This is a genomic window from Mesorhizobium sp. B3-1-9 (assembly GCF_006439595.1).
In the GTDB taxonomy this organism is placed as follows: Bacteria; Pseudomonadota; Alphaproteobacteria; order Rhizobiales; family Rhizobiaceae; genus Mesorhizobium.
Window position 1 is genome coordinate 619,512 of record NZ_VFTJ01000001.1, and the last position, 20,970, is coordinate 640,481.

The 20,970-nt window shown below is 65.3% G+C and carries 18 protein-coding genes; 9 read left to right on the forward strand and 9 right to left on the reverse strand.

The features are described 5' to 3' along the window. Positions 1 to 9: 9 nt before the first annotated feature. A complete protein-coding gene (locus tag FJW07_RS02880; RefSeq protein ID WP_140854305.1) occupies positions 10 to 1,110 on the forward strand; it encodes an alcohol dehydrogenase family protein in 1,101 nt (366 codons plus the stop codon). Between the two features lie 51 nt (positions 1,111 to 1,161). On the opposite strand, the gene FJW07_RS02885 is transcribed toward FJW07_RS02880, so the two are convergent. Both FJW07_RS02885 and FJW07_RS02890 read right to left on the reverse strand, forming a co-directional pair. Next, positions 1,162 to 1,602 (reverse strand): acyl-CoA thioesterase, encoded by a 441-nt coding sequence (locus FJW07_RS02885; protein ID WP_140782128.1) that lies wholly within the window; start codon positions 1,600 to 1,602, stop codon positions 1,162 to 1,164. A gap of 116 nt (positions 1,603 to 1,718) precedes the next feature. Next, positions 1,719 to 2,573: a LysR family transcriptional regulator gene (locus FJW07_RS02890; protein WP_246680630.1), complete on the reverse strand. Its 855-nt coding sequence runs from the start codon at positions 2,571 to 2,573 to the stop codon at positions 1,719 to 1,721. Between the two features lie 96 nt (positions 2,574 to 2,669). On the opposite strand from FJW07_RS02890, the gene FJW07_RS02895 reads away from it, so the two are divergent. The 8 genes from FJW07_RS02895 to FJW07_RS02930 all read left to right on the forward strand — a co-directional run bounded on the left by FJW07_RS02895 (position 2,670) and on the right by FJW07_RS02930 (position 12,060). After that, a complete protein-coding gene (locus tag FJW07_RS02895; RefSeq protein ID WP_140643230.1) occupies positions 2,670 to 4,001 on the forward strand; it encodes an aspartate aminotransferase family protein in 1,332 nt (443 codons plus the stop codon). Between the two features lie 70 nt (positions 4,002 to 4,071). Then, a complete protein-coding gene (locus FJW07_RS02900) occupies positions 4,072 to 4,479 on the forward strand; it encodes a cobalamin B12-binding domain-containing protein (RefSeq protein WP_181182555.1) in 408 nt (135 codons plus the stop codon). 23 nt (positions 4,480 to 4,502) lie between these two features. Then, positions 4,503 to 5,477, forward strand: a complete 975-nt coding sequence (meaB, locus tag FJW07_RS02905) for a methylmalonyl Co-A mutase-associated GTPase MeaB (RefSeq protein ID WP_246680631.1) — start codon at positions 4,503 to 4,505, stop codon at positions 5,475 to 5,477. Continuing rightward, the gene (locus tag FJW07_RS02910) at positions 5,474 to 7,165 is read left to right on the forward strand and encodes a methylmalonyl-CoA mutase family protein (protein ID WP_140854310.1); all 1,692 of its coding nucleotides are present in this window, start codon (positions 5,474 to 5,476) and stop codon (positions 7,163 to 7,165) included. Before meaB ends, FJW07_RS02910 begins: the two co-directional genes overlap by 4 nt. Positions 7,166 to 7,179: 14 nt before the next feature. Continuing rightward, complete coding sequence (locus FJW07_RS02915; protein WP_246680632.1) at positions 7,180 to 7,941, forward strand: enoyl-CoA hydratase/isomerase family protein; 762 nt, start codon at positions 7,180 to 7,182, stop codon at positions 7,939 to 7,941. A gap of 3 nt (positions 7,942 to 7,944) precedes the next feature. Further along, entirely contained in the window at positions 7,945 to 9,573 is a 1,629-nt protein-coding gene (locus FJW07_RS02920) for an AMP-binding protein (RefSeq protein WP_140854312.1), read from the forward strand. 41 nt (positions 9,574 to 9,614) lie between these two features. Beyond that, positions 9,615 to 10,637: an AraC family transcriptional regulator gene (locus FJW07_RS02925; RefSeq protein WP_140854314.1), complete on the forward strand. Its 1,023-nt coding sequence runs from the start codon at positions 9,615 to 9,617 to the stop codon at positions 10,635 to 10,637. Positions 10,638 to 10,941: 304 nt separating this feature from the next. After that, positions 10,942 to 12,060, forward strand: coding sequence for a branched-chain amino acid ABC transporter substrate-binding protein (locus FJW07_RS02930; RefSeq protein ID WP_140706217.1), 1,119 nt, complete (start codon positions 10,942 to 10,944; stop codon positions 12,058 to 12,060). Positions 12,061 to 12,174: 114 nt separating this feature from the next. On the opposite strand, the gene FJW07_RS02935 is transcribed toward FJW07_RS02930, so the two are convergent. The 7 genes from FJW07_RS02935 to FJW07_RS02965 form a co-directional block, all read right to left on the reverse strand. Continuing rightward, positions 12,175 to 13,149: a branched-chain amino acid ABC transporter permease gene (locus FJW07_RS02935; RefSeq protein ID WP_140854316.1), complete on the reverse strand. Its 975-nt coding sequence runs from the start codon at positions 13,147 to 13,149 to the stop codon at positions 12,175 to 12,177. Continuing rightward, positions 13,146 to 14,024 carry a branched-chain amino acid ABC transporter permease gene (locus FJW07_RS02940; protein WP_140706215.1) on the reverse strand — a complete coding sequence of 293 codons (879 nt, stop codon included), beginning with the start codon at positions 14,022 to 14,024 and terminating at the stop codon, positions 13,146 to 13,148. Before FJW07_RS02940 ends, FJW07_RS02935 begins: the two co-directional genes overlap by 4 nt. Before the next feature lie 3 nt (positions 14,025 to 14,027). After that, a complete protein-coding gene (locus FJW07_RS02945; RefSeq protein ID WP_140654700.1) occupies positions 14,028 to 14,738 on the reverse strand; it encodes an ABC transporter ATP-binding protein in 711 nt (236 codons plus the stop codon). Continuing rightward, positions 14,731 to 15,531: an ABC transporter ATP-binding protein gene (locus tag FJW07_RS02950; protein WP_140706213.1), complete on the reverse strand. Its 801-nt coding sequence runs from the start codon at positions 15,529 to 15,531 to the stop codon at positions 14,731 to 14,733. Before FJW07_RS02950 ends, FJW07_RS02945 begins: the two co-directional genes overlap by 8 nt. A 4-nt stretch (positions 15,532 to 15,535) precedes the next feature. Further along, positions 15,536 to 16,885, reverse strand: a complete 1,350-nt coding sequence (locus FJW07_RS02955) for an ABC transporter substrate-binding protein (RefSeq protein ID WP_246680633.1) — start codon at positions 16,883 to 16,885, stop codon at positions 15,536 to 15,538. 24 nt (positions 16,886 to 16,909) lie between these two features. After that, positions 16,910 to 18,010 carry a class II histone deacetylase gene (locus tag FJW07_RS02960; RefSeq protein ID WP_140782122.1) on the reverse strand — a complete coding sequence of 367 codons (1,101 nt, stop codon included), beginning with the start codon at positions 18,008 to 18,010 and terminating at the stop codon, positions 16,910 to 16,912. Between the two features lie 208 nt (positions 18,011 to 18,218). Beyond that, entirely contained in the window at positions 18,219 to 20,954 is a 2,736-nt protein-coding gene (locus FJW07_RS02965) for a LuxR C-terminal-related transcriptional regulator (RefSeq protein WP_181182538.1), read from the reverse strand. Positions 20,955 to 20,970: the final 16 nt, after the last annotated feature.

Here is a 20,970-nt window from a genome sequence, read left to right on the forward strand (position 1 = left end):
AGAAGTGACATGAATGCGATGACCAGAACCGTCCCCGCCACGATGGCCGCCGTGCAGCTTACGGCCCATGGCGGCCTGGAGAAACTCGTCTACCGCACCGATGTGAAGGTGCCCGCGCCGGCCGCCGGCGAGGTCCTGGTCAAGGTCAGCGCCTGCGGCATGAACAACACCGATGTCTGGGTGCGCCAGGGCGCCTATGGCACGGAGGAGGATGCGGCTGCCGTGTCGACCTGGCGCCGGCAAGGCAACACGCTCACCTTCCCGCGCATCCAGGGCACCGACACGGTCGGCGCCATCGTCGCAGTCGGCGACGGCGTGCCTGCCGACCGCATCGGCGAGCGTGTCATGGTCGACTTCTCGATCTACAATCGCGACGACGATTCGCTGGCCGACATCGACTATATGGGCCATGGCCGCGACGGCGGTTATGCCGAATACCAGGCGCTGCCGGCTGAGAACGCGCATGTCGTCGACACTGATCTGAGCGATGTCGAGCTTGCCACCTTCTGCTGCGCCTATCTCACCGGCGAGCAGATGCTGGAACGCGCCGCGCTGAAGGCCGGCGAGCGTGTGCTGGTCACCGGCGCATCGGGCGGCGTCGGCTCCGGCATCGTGCAACTGGCTCGGGCACGCGGCGCCATCCCCTACGCGGTGGCCGGCAGGGGCAAGGAGCAGGCCGTGCTCGACATCGGCGCCGAGAAGGTGATCACGCGCGGCGTGGCCGACCTGCTCACCGCCGTCAACGAAGCGACGAATGGCCAGCCCATCGACGTGGTCGCCGATCTGGTCGGCGGCGCGATCTTCAACGACCTGCTGCGTATCCTGCGGCCCGAAGGCCGCTACACCACGGCGGGCGCAATTGCCGGACCGGTGGTGCAGCTCGATCTCCGCACCATGTATCTGAAGCAGCTGCAGCTCCACGGTTCGAGCCAGGGCACGCGGGCCGACTTCCGCCGTATCGTCCGCTACATCGAGGAAAAGAAGATCAAGCCGCTGGTCGGCGGCGTTTATAAGCTGTCGGATTTCCACCGGGCCCAGACCGACTTCATGAGCAAGGACTTCGTCGGCAAGCTGGTGGTGGTGCCGGATCCGATGTGGAGCGGCGCCTGACCCGGGAAGGAGGCCGGCGTGGTCGCCCCGCCAGTCGAGCCGCCGCCGGCGTCAGGCGCCGTTGTGACCAGGCACAGCAGTGGTCGGCATCCAGGATTTCAGGCGTTCAAGCATGGGCTCCGTCAGCGGGGTGGATTTCCGCTCCGCAAGGTTGAAGAAGACCGTCTTGGCGGTGAGCTTCGCCGCGAGCTCGCCGCCATGCAGCCTGCGCATCTCGTAGTCCGTCTGGATGGACGTGCGGCCGATAGCGCGGATCGTGCCGAAGATTTCCACGATGACCCCGGACGCCACCTCGCCGACGAAGTCGATCTCGTGCCGGACGTCCGCCCATCCCCTGTCGGCCCATTCGGGCGTCGTCGGCGCCCATCCGGTCGCCTGGCCGAGCAGGATGTTGATGGCGTCGTCGAAAAAGGCGACGTAGAACCGCGTCGTCATGTGGCCCATCATGTCGCAATTCCAGGGCTGAACCACAGCTCTCGTCAGTAAGATCATTTTTGCTCCCGATAACTCGTCCGATGCGACCGCTATCTAGCGGGGATTGGTTATCTCTGGGAGAGCCAATTGATGGTTGGAGCATTGCTCGCCCCATTTTGACGGGGGCAAGTCGATTACAGTGACGGCAGGACACCCCGGATGTGGCTGGCAAACGCCTCGACGGCCGGCGACCTCGTGGTCTCGGCGAAGGCGACCAGAACGCCGAGCCGGGACAATCTCGGAAGCGGCGCGTTGAGGATGAAGAGATCCGACGGGACGGCCCTCTGCGTCATCACGCTTATCGCAAGGCCGGAGCGCGCCACCGCTATCAGGCCGGTGAGGCTGTTGCTGGCATAGGATATCTTGTAGCGCAGCCCGGCGCGGGACATGGCATCGCAGGCGGCCTTGTGGTCCATCGCGTTCGATGCCGGCAGCGCCAGCGGCACGGTCTCGCCGAACTCGTGCAGCTCCAATGTCGGCTTGCTGCCGACCCAGACCATCGCTTCCGTGCGCACGACTTCCCTGGAGGCGCTCGCGTCCGGAATGGAGACGAGCGCCAGATCGACCTGGCGCGCATGCAGCAGATTGTGCAGTTCGACGGTCGGCGCCGACACGACCTTGATCTCGATGTCCGGATAAAGGCTTCCGAAGCTTCTCAAGAGCGTGGGAAAGAAGGCGCTCAAATAGTCTTCCGGGCTGCCGAAAATGATCGATCCCTGCAGGCCCTTGCCGGAGAAAGCCGAAACCGCCTCATCGTGGATTTTGAGGATGCGCTCGGCATAGGCAAGGAAGCGCTCGCCGCTGCCGGTGAGGCGGACGCCGCTGCCGCTTCGATGGAAGAGATTCTGGCCGCCGAGCGCGTCTTCGAGCCGTTGTATCTGCATCGTCACCGCCGATTGCGTGCGCCCGACTTGCACGGCGGTGGCGCTGAGCGTTCCCGAATGCGCCGCGCGGACGAAGGTCGACAGCAATCTGAGATCGAGGGGCATATCAATTCCATTGATATCGGAGTCCGATATCTATCAATTTTACTGCTGTAGCGCCAGACGCTAATCTTCGGGCCTGCGTTTTGGCGAGGCTGCGAGATGTCAAGAAATCTGGATAATGCCTTCTGGTCGGCGGCGCGAAAGCACCTCATCCGATATGGCGGCGCCTTCGAGCCCGCCATCATCGAGCGGGCCGAAGGCTCGTTCGTCTACGACGCCGATGCCCGGCCCATACTCGACTTCACCTCCGGCCAGATGAGCGCGCTGCTCGGGCATGCGCATCCGAGGATCGTCGCGACGGTGCGCCGCCAGGTCGAAACGGTCGCGCATCTCTTCAGCGGCATGCTGTCCCGCCCGGTTGTCGAGCTTGCCGAGCGCCTCGCCGCGCTGGCGCCCGGCCTCGACAGGGCGCTCCTGCTTTCGACGGGCGCGGAGTCGAACGAGGCGGCCATCCGCATGGCGAAGCTGGTGACCGGCAAGCACGAGATCGTCGCGTTCTCCAAAAGCTGGCACGGCATGACCGGCGTTGCGGCTTCCGCCACCTATAGCGCCGGGCGCAAGGGCTACGGTCCCGCGGCGGTCGGCTCGATCGCGATTCCCCCGCCGAACAGCTTTCGCCCACGCTTCAAGAAAGCCGACGGCTCGCTCGACTGGGCAACCGAGCTCGACGATGCCTTCGCCCTTGTCGACAGCCAGTCGACCGGCAACCTCGCGGCCTTCATCGCCGAGCCGATCCTGTCGAGCGGCGGCATGCTGGAGCTGCCGCAGGGCTATCTCGCGGCGCTGAAGCAGAAATGCCGCGAACGCGGCATGCTGCTCATCCTCGACGAAGCGCAGACCGGCGTCGGCCGCACCGGCGACATGTTCGCCTTCCAGCGCGACGGCGTCACGCCGGACATCCTCACTCTGTCGAAGACCATCGGCGCCGGCCTACCGCTGGCGGCGGTCATGACGACGGCCGAGATCGAGGAAGCGGCGCATGAGCGGGGCTTCCTGTTCTACACCACCCATGTATCCGATCCGCTGCCGGCCGCCGTTGGCGTGACCGTGCTCGATGTCGTGGAAGAGGAGCGCCTTGTCGAGCGCGCGCGCCATCTCGGAAGAAGGCTTTTCGACGGCCTGTCCGACCTGAAGCAGCGCTTCGAGTGCGTCGGCGACGTGCGCGGCCGCGGCCTGATGCTGGGGGTCGAGATCGTCAAGAACGGAGAGAGCCGCGAGCCCGATCACGAGCTCGGCGCGAAAATTGCCGCGGAAGCATTCAAGCGCGGACTGAGCATGAACATCGTCAAGCTTCCGGGCATGGGCGGCGTGTTCCGCATCGCTCCGCCGCTGACGATTTCCGAGGAAGAGCTCGACCTCGGATTGCGCACGATCCGCGACGCCATCGAAGCGGTGCTGTCCGCCAGCGGCGGCCGCATGGCTGCAGAGTGACGGACGGCGACCGATGAACGAAGCGGACATGACCGAACAGGCGCCGGGCGATGCGCCGGACCGGGACGCGATGACCGGCACCATCCGCGTGCTTGTCGCCAAGCTCGGGCTGGACGGGCACGATCGGGGCGCCAAGGTGGTCGCGCGGATCCTGCGCGATGCCGGCATGGAGGTCGTCTACACCGGCCTCTACAAGTCTCCGGACGAGGTCGTGGCGGCGGCGGTCCAGGAGGATGTCGACGTCATCGGCGTCAGCCTCCTTTCCGGCTCTCATGTTCCGTTGTTCCGGGAATTGGGGCGCTGCCTGCGCGAGCAGAAGGCCGACCACATCGTCGTCGTCGCCGGCGGGGTTATTCCAGAGCAGGATTATGCCGCTTTGTGGGACAGCGGCGTCGACGCGATCGTGCCGCAGGAGGCGCGGGCCGAACTGATCGTGACGACGATCAGGGACCTGATCGCCGCTCGTGGCCGCGTATGACCGTCTTCACGCCCTCGAGACCGGTGAGGCGCGCGGCATACAGGCCCTCGATCGAGCTCGTGCCCGAAATCCTCGCGGGCAACGTCGCGGCCATCGCCCGCATGATCACCCGCGCCGAGGCCGGCTATCCGGAAGCAGCGCCCGCGCTGGCGGAGATCTACGGGCATACCGGCAAGGCGCATGTCGTCGGTATCACCGGCGTTCCGGGAGCCGGCAAGTCCACGCTTGTGTCTTCTCTCATCCGGTCATTCGCGTCGGAGGGGCACAAGGTCGGCGTCGTCGCCGTCGATCCGAGCAGCCCGTTCTCCGGCGGCGCGATCCTCGGTGACAGGGTGCGCATGAGCGAGGCGGCCTCGTCCTCGCAGGCTTTCGTCCGCAGCATGGCGACGCGCGGCCATCTGGGCGGCCTTGCCCGTTCGACGCTGCAGGCGGTCGATGTCCTTGACGCCGCCGGCTACTCGCCCATCATCATCGAGACCGTCGGCGTCGGCCAGGACGAGGTGGAAGTCGTGACGGCGGCGCACAGCATCGTCGTTCTTTCGGCGCCTGGCCTTGGCGACGACATACAGGCGATCAAGGCCGGCATTCTCGAAATCGCGGATATCCATGTCGTCAGCAAGGCCGACAAGCCGGAAGCGGCGGCGACCGTTTCGGCCCTGCGCGGCATGATGACCCTCGGTACCGAACGGACGGGGTCGAAATGGACGCCGCCGGTCCTGCCGGTCAGCGCGGTCTCGGGCGAGCGGATCGGCGAGCTGAAGGACGCCATCTCCAGGCACTGGTCGCATCTGCGCGACAGCGGCGAGCTGGCCGAGCGGCAGCGGGGCATTTGCCGGACGCGGATTCTCGGCGCGGCCAAATATCTTTTCCAGCGCAAGTTCGATGAGCGGGCCGGCGAGGTCGGAGAGCACATCCAGGCCGTCGTGAACAGGGACATGGACCCCGCCGGCGCGGCCCGCCTTCTGCTCGGCTGGACGAACGAGGGGCAAGCGACATGAACCTGTTCTCGCAAACCGCGATCGAGGACATCCGCGAAAAGCAGGCCGCGTGGGAGGAAAAGGAACTCGCCACCGCGCTCGGCAGCAGGCCCGAGGAAAAGCCGGCCTACGCGACCGAATGCGGCATTCCGCTGAAGCGCGTCTACACAGCCGCCGACATCGCCGACATTCCCGCCGACGAGTTGGGTTTTCCCGGCGCCTATCCCTTCACCCGCGGAGCCTATCCGACGATGTATCGCGGCCGGCCTTGGACCATCCGGCAGGTCGCCGGCTTCGGCAATCCCGAGGCCACCAACCAGCGCTACAAATACATGATCCAGACCGGTCAGACCGGGCTCTCCACCGATTTCGACCTGCCGACGCTGCTCGGCCTGGACTCGGACGATCCGAGGGCCTTCGGCGAAGTCGGGCGCGTCGGCGTCGCCATCGACACCGTCGATGATGTCGACCGGCTGTTCGACGGAATAGATCTCGAAAAGATCTCGGTCTCGCTCACCATCAATCCGTCGGCCTGGGTGGTCTACGCCATGTATGTCTCCGTCGCTGAACGGCGCGGCTATGACCTCCACAAGCTGGCGGGCACGCTGCAGGCGGACCCGCTGAAGGAGTATGTGGCGCAGAAGGAGTGGATCTATCCGGTACGTCCCGCGGTGAGGCTGTTGCGCGACCTCATCATGTACAGCGCCAGGGCGACGCCGAAGATCAATCCGATCAGCCTCAGCGGCTATCACCTCTCGGATGTCGGCGGCAACGCGCTGCAGGAGATCGCCTTCATCATGGCCTTCACCATCGCCTATTGCGAGGAGGTCACCGGCGCCGGCATGGACATCGACGACTTCGCGCCTCGGTTGTCCTTCTTCTTCATCAGCCACCAGGACTTCTTCGAGCAGATCTGCAAGTTCAGGGCGGCAAGGCGGGTCTACGCCAAGATCATGGCGCAGCGCTTCAAGGCTAGGAAGCCGGAGTCCATGCGGCTGCGGGTGCATGTGCAGACCGCGGCGATGAGCCTGACCAAGGTCGAGCACCATAACAATCTCATGCGCACGGCCATCCAGGCGCTCGGCGCCGTGCTGGGCGGCTGCCAGAGCATGCACACCAACGGTCTCGACGAAGCCTTCGCCATCCCGACCGAAGAGGCCATGAAGCTGGCCATCCGCACCCAGCAGATCATCCGCGACGAGATCAACGTGACCTCCGTGATCGATCCGCTCGGCGGCTCCTATTTCATCGAGCGCCTCACCCGCGACATGGAGACGGAAATCTGGAAGCTGCTGGACGAAGTCGACGAGCGCGGCGGCGCCGTGAAACTGGTCGAGGACGGCTGGTTCCAGCAGAAGCTCGCGGACTCGGCTTACGTCACGTTCCAGAAGATCGATGCCGGCGAAAAGATCTCGGTCGGCGTCAACCGGTACGTCGACGAGACCAGCCGATCGGCCGAAGTGCACATCCATCCTTATGACGAAGCGTGCACGCAGTTGCAGATCGATCGCCTCCAAGCGGCGCGGGCGGACCGTGACAACGCCCGTGTCCGGCAACTGCTGAAGGAACTCGCCGAGCAGGCGAGATCCGACGACGTCAATCTTTTGCCGAAGACCATCGAGGCCGTGAAGGCGAAGGCGACGCTTGGCGAGATCTGCGCCGCGCTGCGCGAGGTCTGGGGCGCTTACGCCGAACCGATGATCGTTTGAGGAGGAACGCCAAGATGGGCGATGCCAAGATGGGCGCAGTCATTTCCAGGCACGACGGCGCAATCGCCTGGGTCAAGCTCAACCGTCCCGAACGGCTCAACGCCATGAACAGGCAGCTCGTCGACGACCTGTCCGAGGCGCTGGCGCGAGCCGAAGCGGACCCGTCGATCCGTGCCGTCATCCTGCACGGCGGAGGACGCGCCTTCTGCTCCGGCGACGACCTCAAGGATCTCGACTCCCAGACCACTTCCGAGGCCACGACGCAGGCCTGGGTGGACGCCATCCAGAACATCACTTTGCAGATCATGCAGTCGCGCAAGGTCGTGATTGCCGCGGTGCATGGCTGGTGCGTCGGAGGCGCGCTCGAATGGGCGGTGAATTGCGACTTCACGCTGTTCGCCGACAATGCGCGCTGGTTCTTTCCCGAAGTCAGCTACGGGCTGTTCGTCACAGGTGGCGTCACCGCCCTGTTGACCAAGCAGACCGGGCCGCAGGTCGCCAAGGAACTGATGATCCTGGGCGAGAAGCACGATGCCAGGAAAGCGCTCGAGGTCGGCATCGCCTGGAAACTCGTTCCCGAGGCGCAGTTGCTGGACGAGGCGGAAAAACTCGCTTTGGCGATAGCGGAGCGTCCGGAAGGAGCCGTGGCAGACATCAAGCATGCCATCAACAACGGCTTCCACTCTTCCCTGGCCGATGCGATGGCGCTCGAGACCAGGGCCACGGTGAGCGGTTTCCTTTCCCCCGATGCGCAGGCGCGGGCAAAGAATTTTTGATCCATGACCATGCTCGAACGCGCCCCGTCTTTCTACATCCCCGGCCAGCATGACGACGATCTGGAGAACCGGGTGCTGCCCAAGATCCTGCGCATGCAGGCCGAGCGCCTGGGCGACAGCCCTTTCATTGACATTTGCGGACGCTCCGCCGGCTTCGAGGAGATGCAGATCGCTTCAGGGCGATTGGCGCGAGGTCTTCGCGCCCTTGGCATCGGCAAGTCCGATCGTGTGGCGATGCTGTTGCCCAATTGTTTCGAGCTGGTCGCGATGTGGTTCGCGGTATCGAGCCTGGGCGCCATCGAGGTGCCCAGCAATCCGGGCCTGAAGGGCGACCTGCTTTGCCACAATCTGAACAATTGCGGCGCCGAAGTCCTGGTCGCCGAGGCCAACGCGCTGGACGAGCTCGCCAGGGTCCAGGACCGCCTGCCGGACCTGCGCACCCTCATCCTGGTCGGCGTCGATCCGAGCGAAGCCCGGGCGGCCGGCATCCGGATCGGCCGCATCGTCGGCTTCGAGGAATGCATGGCCGGGCAGCCGGATTTCGACCTCGCCGACATCCACTATTCCGACCCGATGGCGATCCTCTACACCTCGGGCACCACCGGTCCGGCCAAGGGCGCATTGATGTCCCATCATCACTGCTATTCCTGGGCCGCGGCGATGGCGCTCAATCTCGGCTACACGGCCGGCGACAGCTATTTCTCGGCATTGCCGCTGTTCCACACCGACGCGCAGATGTTCGGCGTCTACCTGCCGCTGATCTACGGCACCCGCACGACATTGGTCGACGGTTTCAGCGCGTCGCGGTTCTGGGACCAGGTGCGCGAAAGCGGCGCCACGGCGACGAACCTGCTCGGCGCCATGGCGGTCATCCTTTCGCGCCAGCCGCCGTCCGATGGCGACGGCGCCAATCCGGTGCGCATATGCCAGTGCATTCCCATGGTGCCGGACAAGGAAGCGTTCGAGCGGCGCTTCGGCATGCAACTCGTCACCGGCTATGGGCAGACGGAGACAGGTTTCGTCACCCTCGACACAGTGGGGAATACGAAGGCGGGCTCCTGCGGCTGCCCGCACCCCGATTGGGAGGTGGCGATCGTCGATGAGCGGGACCGGCCCCTGCCGCATGGGTCCGTCGGCGAGATCGTATCGCGCCCGCGCAAGAACTGGAGCATGTTTTCCGGCTATTACCGGGCGGACGCCAAGACGGTGCAGACGCTCCGGAACCTCTGGTATCACTCCGGCGACGCCGGTTGCCTGGACGAGGATGGCTGGCTCTATTTCAAGCACCGGCTGAACGAGGCGATCAGGCGGCGCGGCGAGAACATCTCCGCCTACGAGGTCGAGACCGTCGCCGAAAAGCACCCCGACATCGTCGAAAGCGCCGCATTCGGCATCCCGTCGGAGTTCACCGAGGAAGACATCATGGTCGTGGCCCAGCGGCGGCCTGGCTCCACGCTGGGGGCGGCCGACCTGCTGGCGCATTTCAGGGCAATGGCGCCGCGCCACATGGTGCCGCGTTACATCGAGATCACCGACACGCCGCTTCCGCGAACGCCGACGGAAAAGATCGCCAGGACCGCGCTGCGCCAGCAAGGTGTCGGCGCCGCCACATTCGATCGGGGCGAGCGCTAGCCAGGTCGAACGCAGGCAGAAGGAGGACGGAGCCCTACGCGATGCAGCGCCGGATGATCGCCCCCTGTTTCATGGACGACACGCTCGAATGCCTTCGCCGCCACAACGTCGAGGTGGAGCCTCTGCTGGCTCGCGTCGGGCTGCCGTCGGTGATTTCCGAGCCGATCTCGGCCGAACAATATGGCGCGCTCTGGCACGCCGTCGCGCACGAGATGGATGACGAGTTCTTCGGCGAAGGCGCTCGACCGATGCGGGCCGGCAGTTTCGCGCTGCTTTGCCAGGCGCTGCTCACCACCGAGACGCTGGAGCATGCCTTGCGCAGGGGCCTGCGCTTCCTGCGCGCCGTGCTCGACGATCCGCATGGCGAGCTGACCTTCGGCAACGGCCTCGCCGAAATCAGACTGAGCGATTCCGGGCCGCTGCGCTCGGCCTTCGCCTATCGCACCTTCTGGATCATCGTCCACGGCGTGAACTGCTGGTTGGTGGGCCGGCGTCTCCCGATCCGCTGGGTGGATTTCAAATGCAATATCCCGCCGACGGGGAGCGACTACCGGCTGTTCTTCGGCGCGCCGGTGCGTTTCGACCAGCCCGAAAGCCGCCTCGTCTTCGACGCCGAATTCCTGAAGCTGCCGGTCATCCGCGACGCCTGCGCGCTGCGCGAATTTCTGCGCGGGGCGCCGGCCAACATTCTGGTGCGCTACCGGCATGACGAGGGGCTTTCGGCGGCCATACGCGGACGCCTGCACGCCACCGCGCCGGCGGCGTGGCCGAGCTTCGAGCGGCTTGCCGCCGGCATGCGCATGCAGGCGCCGACCTTGCGTCGTAGGCTTCAGTCCGAGGGTCAGAACTATCGCTCGATCAAGGACGAGATGCGCAGGGCCCTGGCGATGGAGGCCCTGCTCAACGGCAGCCGCAGCGTCGCCGATCTCGCCGCCGACATCGGCTTTTCCGAGCCGAGCGCATTCCACCGCGCGTTCCACAAATGGACCGGCAAGAGCCCGGCCTTGTTCCGCCGCGAGGCCTCGTCCGACGCCGATCCGCGCGACAATGCGTCCGCGAATTAGCAGGCGAGCGACGCATTCCCGAAACATTGCAAAATCGATCACAAAATCTGGGTCTTACGGTCATCGTATGCCACTTCGCTTGCAGCCAATATGCCCTGAAGACGGGGCATTTTGGGTGCGGATGAAGGCAAGACATCTCTGGTGACGGGGCCTGCTCCGGCCTCATGTCCTGACCCGCTCGCCTGGGCCTGACCTTGCCCAACGGCAAAAACCGGCCCGCCCAATTCAAGTCAGCTCGATGCGTCGGACGTGGGCATCGCATCGAAGCCGCAACCAGTGCCCACCACGAAAATGGGAGTCTCATATGAAAAAATATCTTTTGTCGGCGGTAGCAGTGGCCGCGCTTGTCGCCTTCGCGGGCAACGCCTGGGCGGACATCGTCATCGGCGTCGCCGGGCCGATCACCGGTCCGAACGCGGCTTTCGGCGCGCAGTTCCAGAAAGGTGCGGAACAGGCGGCCGCCGACATCAACGCGGCCGGCGGCGTGCTCGGCCAGAAAATCAAGATCGAGATCGGCGACGATGTCTCCGATCCGAAGCAGGGCATTTCGGTCGCCAACAAATTCGTCGCGGACGGCGTGAAATATGTGGTCGGCCACTTCAACTCGGGCGTGTCGATCCCCGCCTCGGAAGTCTATGCCGAAAACGGCGTGCTCGAGGTATCGCCGGCATCGACCAATCCGCAATATACCGAGCGCGGCCTTTGGAACACCTTCCGCACCTGCGGCCGCGACGACCAGCAGGGCAAGGTCGCGGGCGACTATATCGCCGCGAATTTCAAGGACGCCAAGATCGCCATCGTCCACGACAAGACGCCCTACGGCCAGGGCCTCGTCGATGTCGCGAAGAAGGATCTGAACGCCGACGGCATCACCGAGGTGATGTATGAAGGCATCAATGTCGGCGACAAGGATTTCTCCGCGCTCATCGCCAAGATGAAGGCGGCCGGCGTCACGCTGATCTATTTCGGCGGTCTCCACACCGAGGCGGGCCTGATCATGCGCCAGTCGGCGGATCAGGGTCTGAAGGCGACGCTGTTCTCGGGCGACGGAATGGTCTCGAACGAGCTTGCCTCGATCGCCGGCGATTCGGTTATCGGCACCTTGAACACCTTCTCGCCGGACCCGCGGAAAAACCCCGCCGCCAAGGACATCGTCGAAAAGTTCCGTGCCTCGGGTTTCGAGCCGGAAGCCTACACGCTCTACTCCTACGCGGCGGTCCAGATCGTCGCCGCCGCGATCGACAAGGCGGGCTCGGCCGACGACGCGCAAAAGGTCGCCGCGACCATCAAGGCAGGCGGCCCGTGGAAGACGGCGATTGGCGACATCGGCTATGACGAGAAGGGCGATATCACGCGCCCCGACTATGTCATCTACGAATGGAAGAAGGGCGCGGACGGCAAGCCGACTTACGCCGAGAAATAAATGCCGCCCAGGCGGGTGAGCGTGACAGAGGATGCCCGGTCCAGACCGGGTGTTATCATCGAGATCACGCGCACTTGCCGTCGCGAATGCCGATGGCGGCGATGAAAACCGTCGTCAATTGCGGCTGGTTCGGCTTCGCTGCAGCCAGCCGCTCAACCCGTTCGGCCATGCGATGACGAAGACCGCCAGCAGCAGCCCAAGGCCGATGTTGCGGTAGTCGGACAACTCCCGCATGCCTTCGTCGGCCAGCATCAGCACGGCGGCGCCGAGCAGGGGGCCCCATATCGAGCCGAGGCCGCCGATGACGATCATCGCGATCAGGAACAGCAGCGTCGAGAAGGAAAAGACCGTTGGGCCGACGACGCGGAAATGGATGGCGTAGAAGCCGCCGGCGATGCCGGTGAAGAAGGCGGAGACCGCGAAGATCCACAGCTGGTATTTGAAACGGCTGATGCCGCGCGACATGGCGTAGCCCGGATTGTCGCGTAACGCCCGGAAGGCCAGGCCGAGCGGTCCCCGGATGACGACGATCGAAATCGTCACCGCGACCGCCAGCAGGGCCAGCCCGACATAATAGTGGGCGATGTACCATTTCGACGGGAACAGCGCGCGCAGGCCGATATCGCCGAACTGGCCGATGCCGCGCACGCCGCCGAACAGCGGCATGCAGCCGCCGACGGTGGTGAAGCAGTCGGTGTCGTTGACGATGAGCACATACATGACCTGCGCGATCGCCAGTGTCAGCAGCGCCACGTAGGGGCCGCGCAGGCGCAGGCAGGCCAGGCCGATCAGCAGGCCCATCGCGACGGTAATGACACCCGCCATCGGGATGGCGGCAAGCATGGGCACCTTCCAGTAAAAGCCCAGCATCGCCGTGGCGTAGGCGCCGGTGGCGAACAGCGCCATCTGCGCCAGCGAGAAGATGCCGCCTATGCCGAGCACGAGGTTCCACTGCACCACGACGATCGCCCAGATGAAGAACAGCGTCGACTGGGTGATGACGTAGCGCCCGGGCATGGCGAGCGGCAGCGCGATGGCGAAAGCCAGGCAGATAATACCGATCAGGATGTCGCGGCGGATCGATGTCATAGGCGCACCACCTGCTGTTTGCCGAACAGGCCGTAGGGCCGCCAGATGAGCACGAGGATGACCAGAAGCAGCAAGGTGGCGAAGCTCCAGCGCACGCCGAGCACATATTGGGTGGCGGCCTCGAGCAGCCCAAGCGCGATCGCCGCGATCACGGCGCCGTAGACATTGCCCAACCCCGCGACCACGCAGACGATGAAGGCTTTCAGCATCGGGTCGCCGCCCATCACCGGCGTCAGCGTGGCGATCGAGCTGATCAAGATGCCGGAAACGGCGGCGAGCGCGCCGGAGAGCGCCAGCACCTGCGCATAGACGCGGCCGACCCTGACGCCCATAAGCTGCGCCGCTTCGCGGTTCATCGAGGTGGCGCGGATGGCGCGGCCGGCGCTGGTGCGCTGCAGGAGGATTGCCACCGCCACCATCAGCACGATGGCGACGCCGAGGATGAAGACGTTCTGCAGCGGTATGTGCACATTGCCGATGACGACCTGGCCGCCAACCGCGAGCGGCTGCGGGATCGGATAGGGTCCAAAACCCTTCAGCATCAGGTTCTCGATGACGCTGCCGATGCCGATCGTGGCGATGAAGATGTTGGTCTCGAAATTCTCGGCCCTGAGCAACGGCAGCGCCGCGCTGAAATAGATCAGCAGCCCGACCAGCGCGCAGACGAATGCTGCGGCAAGAAGCGCGAGCACCGGATGCAGGCCGGCATGGACGATGGCCGCGTAGCAGATATAGCCGCCGAGCGTCAGGATGGCACCGTGCGCCATGTTGAGCATGTTGAGCGAGCCGTAGACCAGCGACAGGCCGATGGTGGCGACCGCGTACATGGCGCCGAGCGTCAGGCCGGAAGCGACGATCTGGATCAGGACGTCCATCGCTCACACTCCGAGATAGGTTTCGACGATTTCCGGGCGCGCCATCAGTTCCGCGCCCAGGCCCGACCAGGCGATGCGGCCATTGTCGAGCAGGTGGATCATGTCGGCATGCTCGGCGATCCGCTCGGCGTTCTCCTCGACCAGAAGAATGGTGCGGCCCTCGCGTCTTAGGTTGAAGATGACCTCGTAGATCTGCTCGATGACGATCGGCGCCAGTCCCAGCGAGGGCTCGTCAAGCATCAGCACCTCGCCGCCCGCCATCAAGCCGCGGCCGATGCCGCACATGCGCCGCTCCCCGCCTGAAAGCGTGCCGGCGGTCTGGTTGCGACGCTCCTTCAGCTTGGGCAGCAGCGCAAAGACGAAGTCGAGCCGCTCGGCCAGTCCGCCGCTGTTGGCGTAGGCGCCCATCAGCAGGTTCTCGTGCACGGTCATCGCCGGAAAGAGCAGGTCGCCCTGCGGAACCTGGATGACGCCGCGTTCGACGATCTGATCGGGGCGCAGGCGGTCGATGCGCAGGCCGTCGAGGCGGATCTCGCCCGACGTCACCGGCACCAGTCCGGAAATCGCCTTGAGCAGGGTGCTCTTGCCATGGCCGTTGGGGCCGACAATGGCGGTGAGCTCGCCCTTCCTTGCCGACAATTTGATGGCGTCGAGCACGATGCGGCCGGCATAGCCGGCGCTGGCGTCGACGATCTCGAGCGCCGCCTCAGCCATGCGTGGTTTCCATGAAGGAGCGCAGCCGCTCGGAGGCGCCCTGGCCGAGATAGACGTCGACGACGGTGCGGTCGTCGAGAAGCTTTGTCGGCAGGCCTTCGAAAATCTTTTCGCCGTGATGCATGATCATGATGCGGTCGGAGAGGCGTACCAGGAAGCGCATCACATGCTCGATGAGGATGATGGTGACGCCCGCCGCCTTGATGGCGCGCACTGCGTCCATCACACGGTCGACTTCGCGTGCGGTCAGGCCGCCGACGGGCTCGTCCATGAGAAGCAGTTTCGGCTTCGTCGCCATGGCGCTCGCCATCATCAAGAGCTTGCGGTCAAGCACCGGCAGCTTGCCGGTGACCTTGTCGGCGCAGTCGGCGATGCCCAGTATTTCAAGCGCGGCATCGGCGGCCTCATGCGCCGCGCGGCCGGCGCGCAGCGTCGGCACGGCCCGGTTGCTGCGGCCGAAATAGGCGCCGACCAGCACGTTCTCGCGCGCGGTCATGCTGTCGAAGCCGGCATTGAGCTGGAAGGTTCGGGCAACGCCGGCATGGCAGATCTGCTCGGGCGCATGCCCGGTGATGTCCTGGCCGTCGAGCACGATCGCGCCGGTGGTGGCCGGGTTCAGCCCCGATATCACCTCGAACAGCGTCGTCTTGCCGGCGCCGTTCGGTCCGCCGATGCCGAGGATTTCTCCAGCCCCGACATCGAAGGACAGATCGCGGACCGCCGCCAGCGCGCCGAAGGACTTGCCGACATGCCTGCACGACAGCAATGGCGTCGCGGCGGCGTCTCCCGTCATCCGGCTAGGCCTTGATCCATGGCGGCATCATGAACTTGGCCGTGCCGTAAGGCGCCGGCGCGATCAGGCCGGGACCCTTGGTGTAGTCCTGGATCTGCAGGAATTGATGCGGCATGCCGAGCGATGAATCGTTGACCTGGGTCGGATAGGTGTAGGCGGCGTTTTCGAGCGGCATGAAACGGGTCGTGCCGGTGACGCCGCGCCATATCATCGTGCTCATCCGGGCCGCGACCTTGCGGTTCTGGTCGTTGTTGCCGGGTTCGCCCGTGCCGCCGGCAAGCGCCGCGGCAGTCGCCCAGACATAGGCGCCGTCATAGGGCTGCGCGCCGGAATTGTGGCCTGCGTTCGGGCCGAACTTTTCCTTGTAGCGCTTCTCGAAGGCGGTGCCGATCTCGTCCTGCAGTGCGCCGACGACGGTCGCGTAGATGATGCCGTTGGCCGCCTGCTTGGCGATATCGCGGAAGGCCGGGATCGACGGGCCGTATTGCATATAGACCAGGCTCGGCGTCGGGTTGGAGGCGAACTGCAGCGCGAACTGCCCGAGATCGGCAGGCAGGAAGTGGGTGATGCAGATCACCGCTGGCGGATCCTGGCGGATCTTGGCCAGCGTCGGTCCCCATTCCGAAGCGGGCACGCTGACGGTCTCGAACAGGCTTATGTCCCAACCATAGCTCTTGGCCTGTTCCTTGACGGCGTTGGCGATGTTGGAGGCATAGACGCCGGCCGACAGGATCACCGCCATCTTGTTGTTCTTGCGCTTCCACTCGCCGTTCTCCTCCAGTCCCTGCAGGAACTTCAGGAAGCCGGGACCGTACCAGTATTCGGCCGGATCGCCCTGGAACGAGCCCCAGTAGCGGTCCGGGTTGGACTTCACCAGATTGTTGTGGCCGATCGTGGTGTCGTAGTGGACGTAGATGATGCCGTTGTCGGCGGCGACCTCCTGGATCGCGGCGCCCGAGCCGATATTGTAGCCGTTGAGGATGGCGTGCACGCCATGCCGGTCGACGAGGCGCTGCGCCGCCTGCACGTTGGTGGCGTCGCCCATCTGCCCGGTGTCCTCGAAGGAAGGTTCGAGCGGCCGGCCGAGGATGCCGCCCAGCGCGTTGATCTCCTCGCAGGCGAGCGTCAGGCCGTTCTTGAACTCTATCCCGTCGGGCGCGGCGAAGTCGGTGGTCGGCCCGCACTGGCCGACCGGGATCGGGTCGCCTTCGGCGCGCGCCTCGTTGTTCATCGCAAGCAGCATGGCCGGCATGCCGGTCAGCGTCGCGGCGGTCGCAAGTCCGCCCTTGATCAGGAAGTTGCGGCGAGAGCCGGCAACCACATTCGGCGTGGTGAGTTTCGAACTGCGCTTCATCTCGATTCCCCTTATAGGTTTTTGTCAGTTTATGTTTTTGACCAGTTCGGCCGCCTGGTCGATGATCGCCGTCTGATGCGGCTGCGCCGACATTCCACCCCATTGTCCCATCAGTTGATCCCACGGGTCCTCGACGCCCGTGCGGTGCCCGCAAAGCTCCTCGATCACGGCCAGGCCGCAGTAGGGCACGTACATTTCGGAGTAGCCGCCCTCATGCGTCATCACCAGGCGCCCGCCGCACAGCTCGCGCGCCGCGTCGAGCAGCATGCGCGCCAGCCTGCGGTAGCCGCTGGAATTCATCAGCATGCGCCCCATCGGATCGACGCCGGAAGCGTCGAAGCCCGAGGGCACCACGATCAGCTCCGGCTTGAAGCGCGTCAGCGCCGGGATCACCACGCGCTCGAACGCCGCGGCGTAAGCGCCGGGACCAGACCCCGGCGGCAGCGGGACGTTGATGTTGAAGCCCTTGCCCTTGCCCTCGCCATTTTCGCCGATCGCACCGGAATTGGCCGGGAACAGATTGTCCTGATGCAGCGAGATCGAAAGCACGCTCGGATCGTCGTAGAAGATCGCCTGCGTGCCGTTGCCGTGATGCACGTCCCAGTCGACGGTGGCGATGCGGGTGAGGCCGTGCAGCTGCTGCGCATGGCGGATGGCGATCGCCGCATTCGAGAACAGGCAGAAGCCCATGCCGACATCGGCGGTGGCGTGATGGCCCGGCGGACGGATCAGTGCATAGGCGTTGTCCACCTGGCCCGTGATGACGGCCTCCATCGCCTTGATGGCGCCGCCGGCTGCCAGGAGTGCGATTTCATAGCTGCCGGCGCCGAGCGGCGTCAGCGAGCTGGCGTCGCCATAACCACGGTCGCTGATCTCCCTGATCCTGGCGATATGCGCCGGCGTGTGGACCCGCGACAGTTCCTCGACAGTGGCGCGCCGCGGCTTGATGGCGACCAGATGGTCAAGGATGCCGCTCACTTCCAACAGGTTGCGCAGGCGCCGCTTGGTCTCGGGATTTTCGGCATGGGTGCCGGGCTGAACCGTCAGGCTCGGCGGAAAGACCTGGTTCCAGTTCCAGGTGTTGTGCCAAAGATAAAGTTCGTGGAAAACGAAACCCGTCGCCATGCGGCTCCCACCCAGCGTATTTCGACCGGATGATGGCCCGCTACATTGGCGCTGTCCCGACACCTTCGGGTAATGGGTGGTCTTTTCGAGCCCACCCTTTCGGGTGGTTAGAGCAATTCCAGGAAAAGTGTGGACGGTTTTCCGTACGGAATTGCGTAAAATTAAAGGGATAGAGCGGTTCACCGTTTCCGTGAAACGGTGACCCGCTCTATCCCGCCAATTGCCGCTCCGTGGCGGCGTCGAGCCCGATTTCCTTCAGCTTGAGGACGGCTTCCGTCCGGCTTGAGACGCCGAGCTTGCCGAATATGTTCTTCAGGTGCCATTTCACGGTGTCGGGCGCCATGGACAGCGTCTCGGCCAACTGGCGGTTTGTGTAGGCGCGCAGAAGCAGGGCGGCGACATCGGTTTCCTTGCTGCTGAGCATCTGCTTCCTGCCGGCGATTGCAATCGGGCGCGCGCGTTCGGGCGCGGTCTTGCCCAGTTCGCGCAGAAGCGTGTCGACAAAGGTGGCAGTGCTGGAATTGCGCGACCAGGCTGGAATTCGTGCCCGGGCGAATTCGAGCACCTCGCGCATCGGCAAGCCCTCATCGATCAGCGAGCGCAATGCGTTCTGTGGCAGCGCCAGGGTGACGACGTCGACCGCCGCCGCCAGCGCCAGCAGCGTTTCGGCCGCGCTGTGCGCGGCGATCGCGACAAGTGCCCGCACCTGCATGAAGCCGCGCAGGCGGCCATCGCGCCGCATGCGTTCGGCGATACGGTCGAGCACGGCGATGGCCTTCGCGGGGTGGCCCTCGGCGATCAGCACGCGCGCGGCGCCGATATAGGCGTATTCGTCGAGCGGATGGATCGGCGCGGGCCGGCTTTCGGCCGAAGGCTCGATGCCGCGCGAGCGCAACGCCAGCCGCGCGGCACGGACGTCGCCGCGCGACAACAGCAGCCGCACCCGCTCGTTCAGCGCGGCGGCCGTCAGCCGGCGGTAGCGCTTTTCGATGCCCAGCCGTTCGGCGCGTTCGAGGAAGACGATGGCCTCGTCATGCCGCCCATGCGCGGCGGAGAGCCGCGCCAGATGCAGCTTGCACGCCATCTCGTGCACGACGAGCCCGCATTCCTCGATGACCTGCCGGTGCTGGTGCAGGATGCGCTCGGCGCCCTGCAGGTCGTTCCATTCATAGGCGAGCTCGACATGGAAGATCGCCGTCATCGCTTCCGTGTAGGAACCCGACCCGAGGCGCTCGCGGGCCAGCCGGCAGGCGCGGTCGAGCAATTGGTGGGCCTCGGCGAGGTTGCCGGCGGAAATCTCGACCAGCCCCAGCAACAGGTCGCAATAGACGATGCCGAAGACGGAATTGGCGGCCGCGTGATGGTCGCGCGCCGCGAGGCTGCGCAGCCGCGCGGCGTCCAGCTCGCCGAGCGAATAGTGGCTGAAGGCGCAGATATTGGCGAGCGTGCCGCGCGCGAAAGGCTCGTCTTCGGGGAAGTCCGCCAGCCAGCGCGAGGCGACGCGGATCGCGGTGCGGGAGCGGTCGGTGGCGCTGATGACGCCAGCCGTCAGCGTCTGCAATTCGGCCTTGAGCGAGCGGGTGGTCGCGCGGTCGATCTCGCCGCGCTCGGAAAGCTGCCCGACCAGGATTTTGGCCTGTTTGAGGATGCGGACCGCCTGGCGTGGCCGGCTCATGTGGAACTGCGCCCAGACACGTGCAAGCAGCAGGCGAGGGCGGGCGGCGATGAGGTCTGGGGGAAGCTGGTTCAGCCACTCGGTCAGCTTGGGGATGTGGCCCTGCATGGTGAGCGGCATGGCGCATTCCTCAACCAGGCGCGCCGCATGGTCGGCATCGCCGCTGGCAAGCGCGTGGTCGACCGCGTCGGAGATATGGCCCCGGGCCGCCAGCCAGGCAGCGGCGGCGCGATGCAGGTCCTTGCGTGCCTCCGGCGCCCAGGCATCCAGCCTGTCGCGCAGGAATTCGGAGAACAGGTGGTGATAGCGGAACCATTGTCCCGTGGAATCGAGCGCGATCAGGAAAAGGTTCGAGTGCTCGATGGTCGCCAGTGCCGCGGCGCAGTCCCGTCCGGGACAGACCGCCTCGACGAGGCCCAGGCAGAAGCGGTCGAGGATCGAGGTTCTGAGCAGGAAATCCTGGATTTCGGGCGCCTGCCGGGCGAGCACGTCGTGGGTCAGGAACATCGCCACGTCGCGCTGGCTGCCGGAAAATTCGGCAATGAAGGCTTCTCGTGAGCCCTCATGCGCCAGCGCCAATGCGGCCAGCTGCAGGCCGGCCGGCCAGCCTTCGGTCTTGTGGTGGAGCGCCACCACGGCCGAGACGGCGAGGTCGAGGCCGCAGACATTGGCAAGATAGTCCTCGGTCTCCTCGAGCGAAAAGCGCAGGTCGCTGTCGCCGAGGCTGACGACATGTCCCTTCATCTTCATATGGGCGAGCTCGAGCGGCAGTTCGCCGCGGGTTGCGAGCACGATGCGCAAGGCCGGCGGCGCATAGGCGACCAGCATGTTGATGCAGGCGGCGATCTCGCCGGAGACGATCAGATGGGCGTCGTCGAGAACGAGGTAGATCGGCGCGGCGCGGCGCGACAATTGGTTGATGATGGCGGTGAGGATGGAATCGACCGGCGTCACCGGGCTGGAGTCGATCAGCGATTCCGCGTTGCCGGCAATATCGGGGTCGACGCGGTGGAATGCGGCGGCAAGATATTTGAGGAAGCGGGCGAGATCATTGTCCAGCCGGTCGATCGACAGCCAGGCGACCTGGGCGATGCCGCCGGATATGCCGGCCGCCCATTGCGAGAGCAGGGTCGATTTGCCGAAACCGGCAGGCGACGTCACCACCGTCAGCTTACCCGCCGTCGCGGCGTCCAGCGTGCGCAGCAGCCGCGGCCTCCGGACCAGGGCGTCGCGCAAATGAGGCGGCTGGAGCTTCGTCTCTATCAGCATCTGGTTCTCGGTTGCT

Coding starts and splice junctions, on each gene's coding strand:
- FJW07_RS02880 (WP_140854305.1), top strand. CDS start 10: ATGAATGCGATGACCAGAACCGTCCCCGCCACGATGGCCGCCGTGCAG.
- FJW07_RS02885 (WP_140782128.1), bottom strand. CDS start 1,602: ATGATCTTACTGACGAGAGCTGTGGTTCAGCCCTGGAATTGCGACATG.
- FJW07_RS02890 (WP_246680630.1), bottom strand. CDS start 2,573: ATGCCCCTCGATCTCAGATTGCTGTCGACCTTCGTCCGCGCGGCGCAT.
- FJW07_RS02895 (WP_140643230.1), top strand. CDS start 2,670: ATGTCAAGAAATCTGGATAATGCCTTCTGGTCGGCGGCGCGAAAGCAC.
- FJW07_RS02900 (WP_181182555.1), top strand. CDS start 4,072: ATGACCGGCACCATCCGCGTGCTTGTCGCCAAGCTCGGGCTGGACGGG.
- FJW07_RS02910 (WP_140854310.1), top strand. CDS start 5,474: ATGAACCTGTTCTCGCAAACCGCGATCGAGGACATCCGCGAAAAGCAG.
- FJW07_RS02915 (WP_246680632.1), top strand. CDS start 7,180: ATGGGCGATGCCAAGATGGGCGCAGTCATTTCCAGGCACGACGGCGCA.
- FJW07_RS02920 (WP_140854312.1), top strand. CDS start 7,945: ATGACCATGCTCGAACGCGCCCCGTCTTTCTACATCCCCGGCCAGCAT.
- FJW07_RS02925 (WP_140854314.1), top strand. CDS start 9,615: ATGCAGCGCCGGATGATCGCCCCCTGTTTCATGGACGACACGCTCGAA.
- FJW07_RS02930 (WP_140706217.1), top strand. CDS start 10,942: ATGAAAAAATATCTTTTGTCGGCGGTAGCAGTGGCCGCGCTTGTCGCC.
- FJW07_RS02935 (WP_140854316.1), bottom strand. CDS start 13,149: ATGACATCGATCCGCCGCGACATCCTGATCGGTATTATCTGCCTGGCT.
- FJW07_RS02940 (WP_140706215.1), bottom strand. CDS start 14,024: ATGGACGTCCTGATCCAGATCGTCGCTTCCGGCCTGACGCTCGGCGCC.
- FJW07_RS02945 (WP_140654700.1), bottom strand. CDS start 14,738: ATGGCTGAGGCGGCGCTCGAGATCGTCGACGCCAGCGCCGGCTATGCC.
- FJW07_RS02950 (WP_140706213.1), bottom strand. CDS start 15,531: ATGACGGGAGACGCCGCCGCGACGCCATTGCTGTCGTGCAGGCATGTC.
- FJW07_RS02955 (WP_246680633.1), bottom strand. CDS start 16,885: ATGAAGCGCAGTTCGAAACTCACCACGCCGAATGTGGTTGCCGGCTCT.
- FJW07_RS02960 (WP_140782122.1), bottom strand. CDS start 18,010: ATGGCGACGGGTTTCGTTTTCCACGAACTTTATCTTTGGCACAACACC.
- FJW07_RS02965 (WP_181182538.1), bottom strand. CDS start 20,954: ATGCTGATAGAGACGAAGCTCCAGCCGCCTCATTTGCGCGACGCCCTG.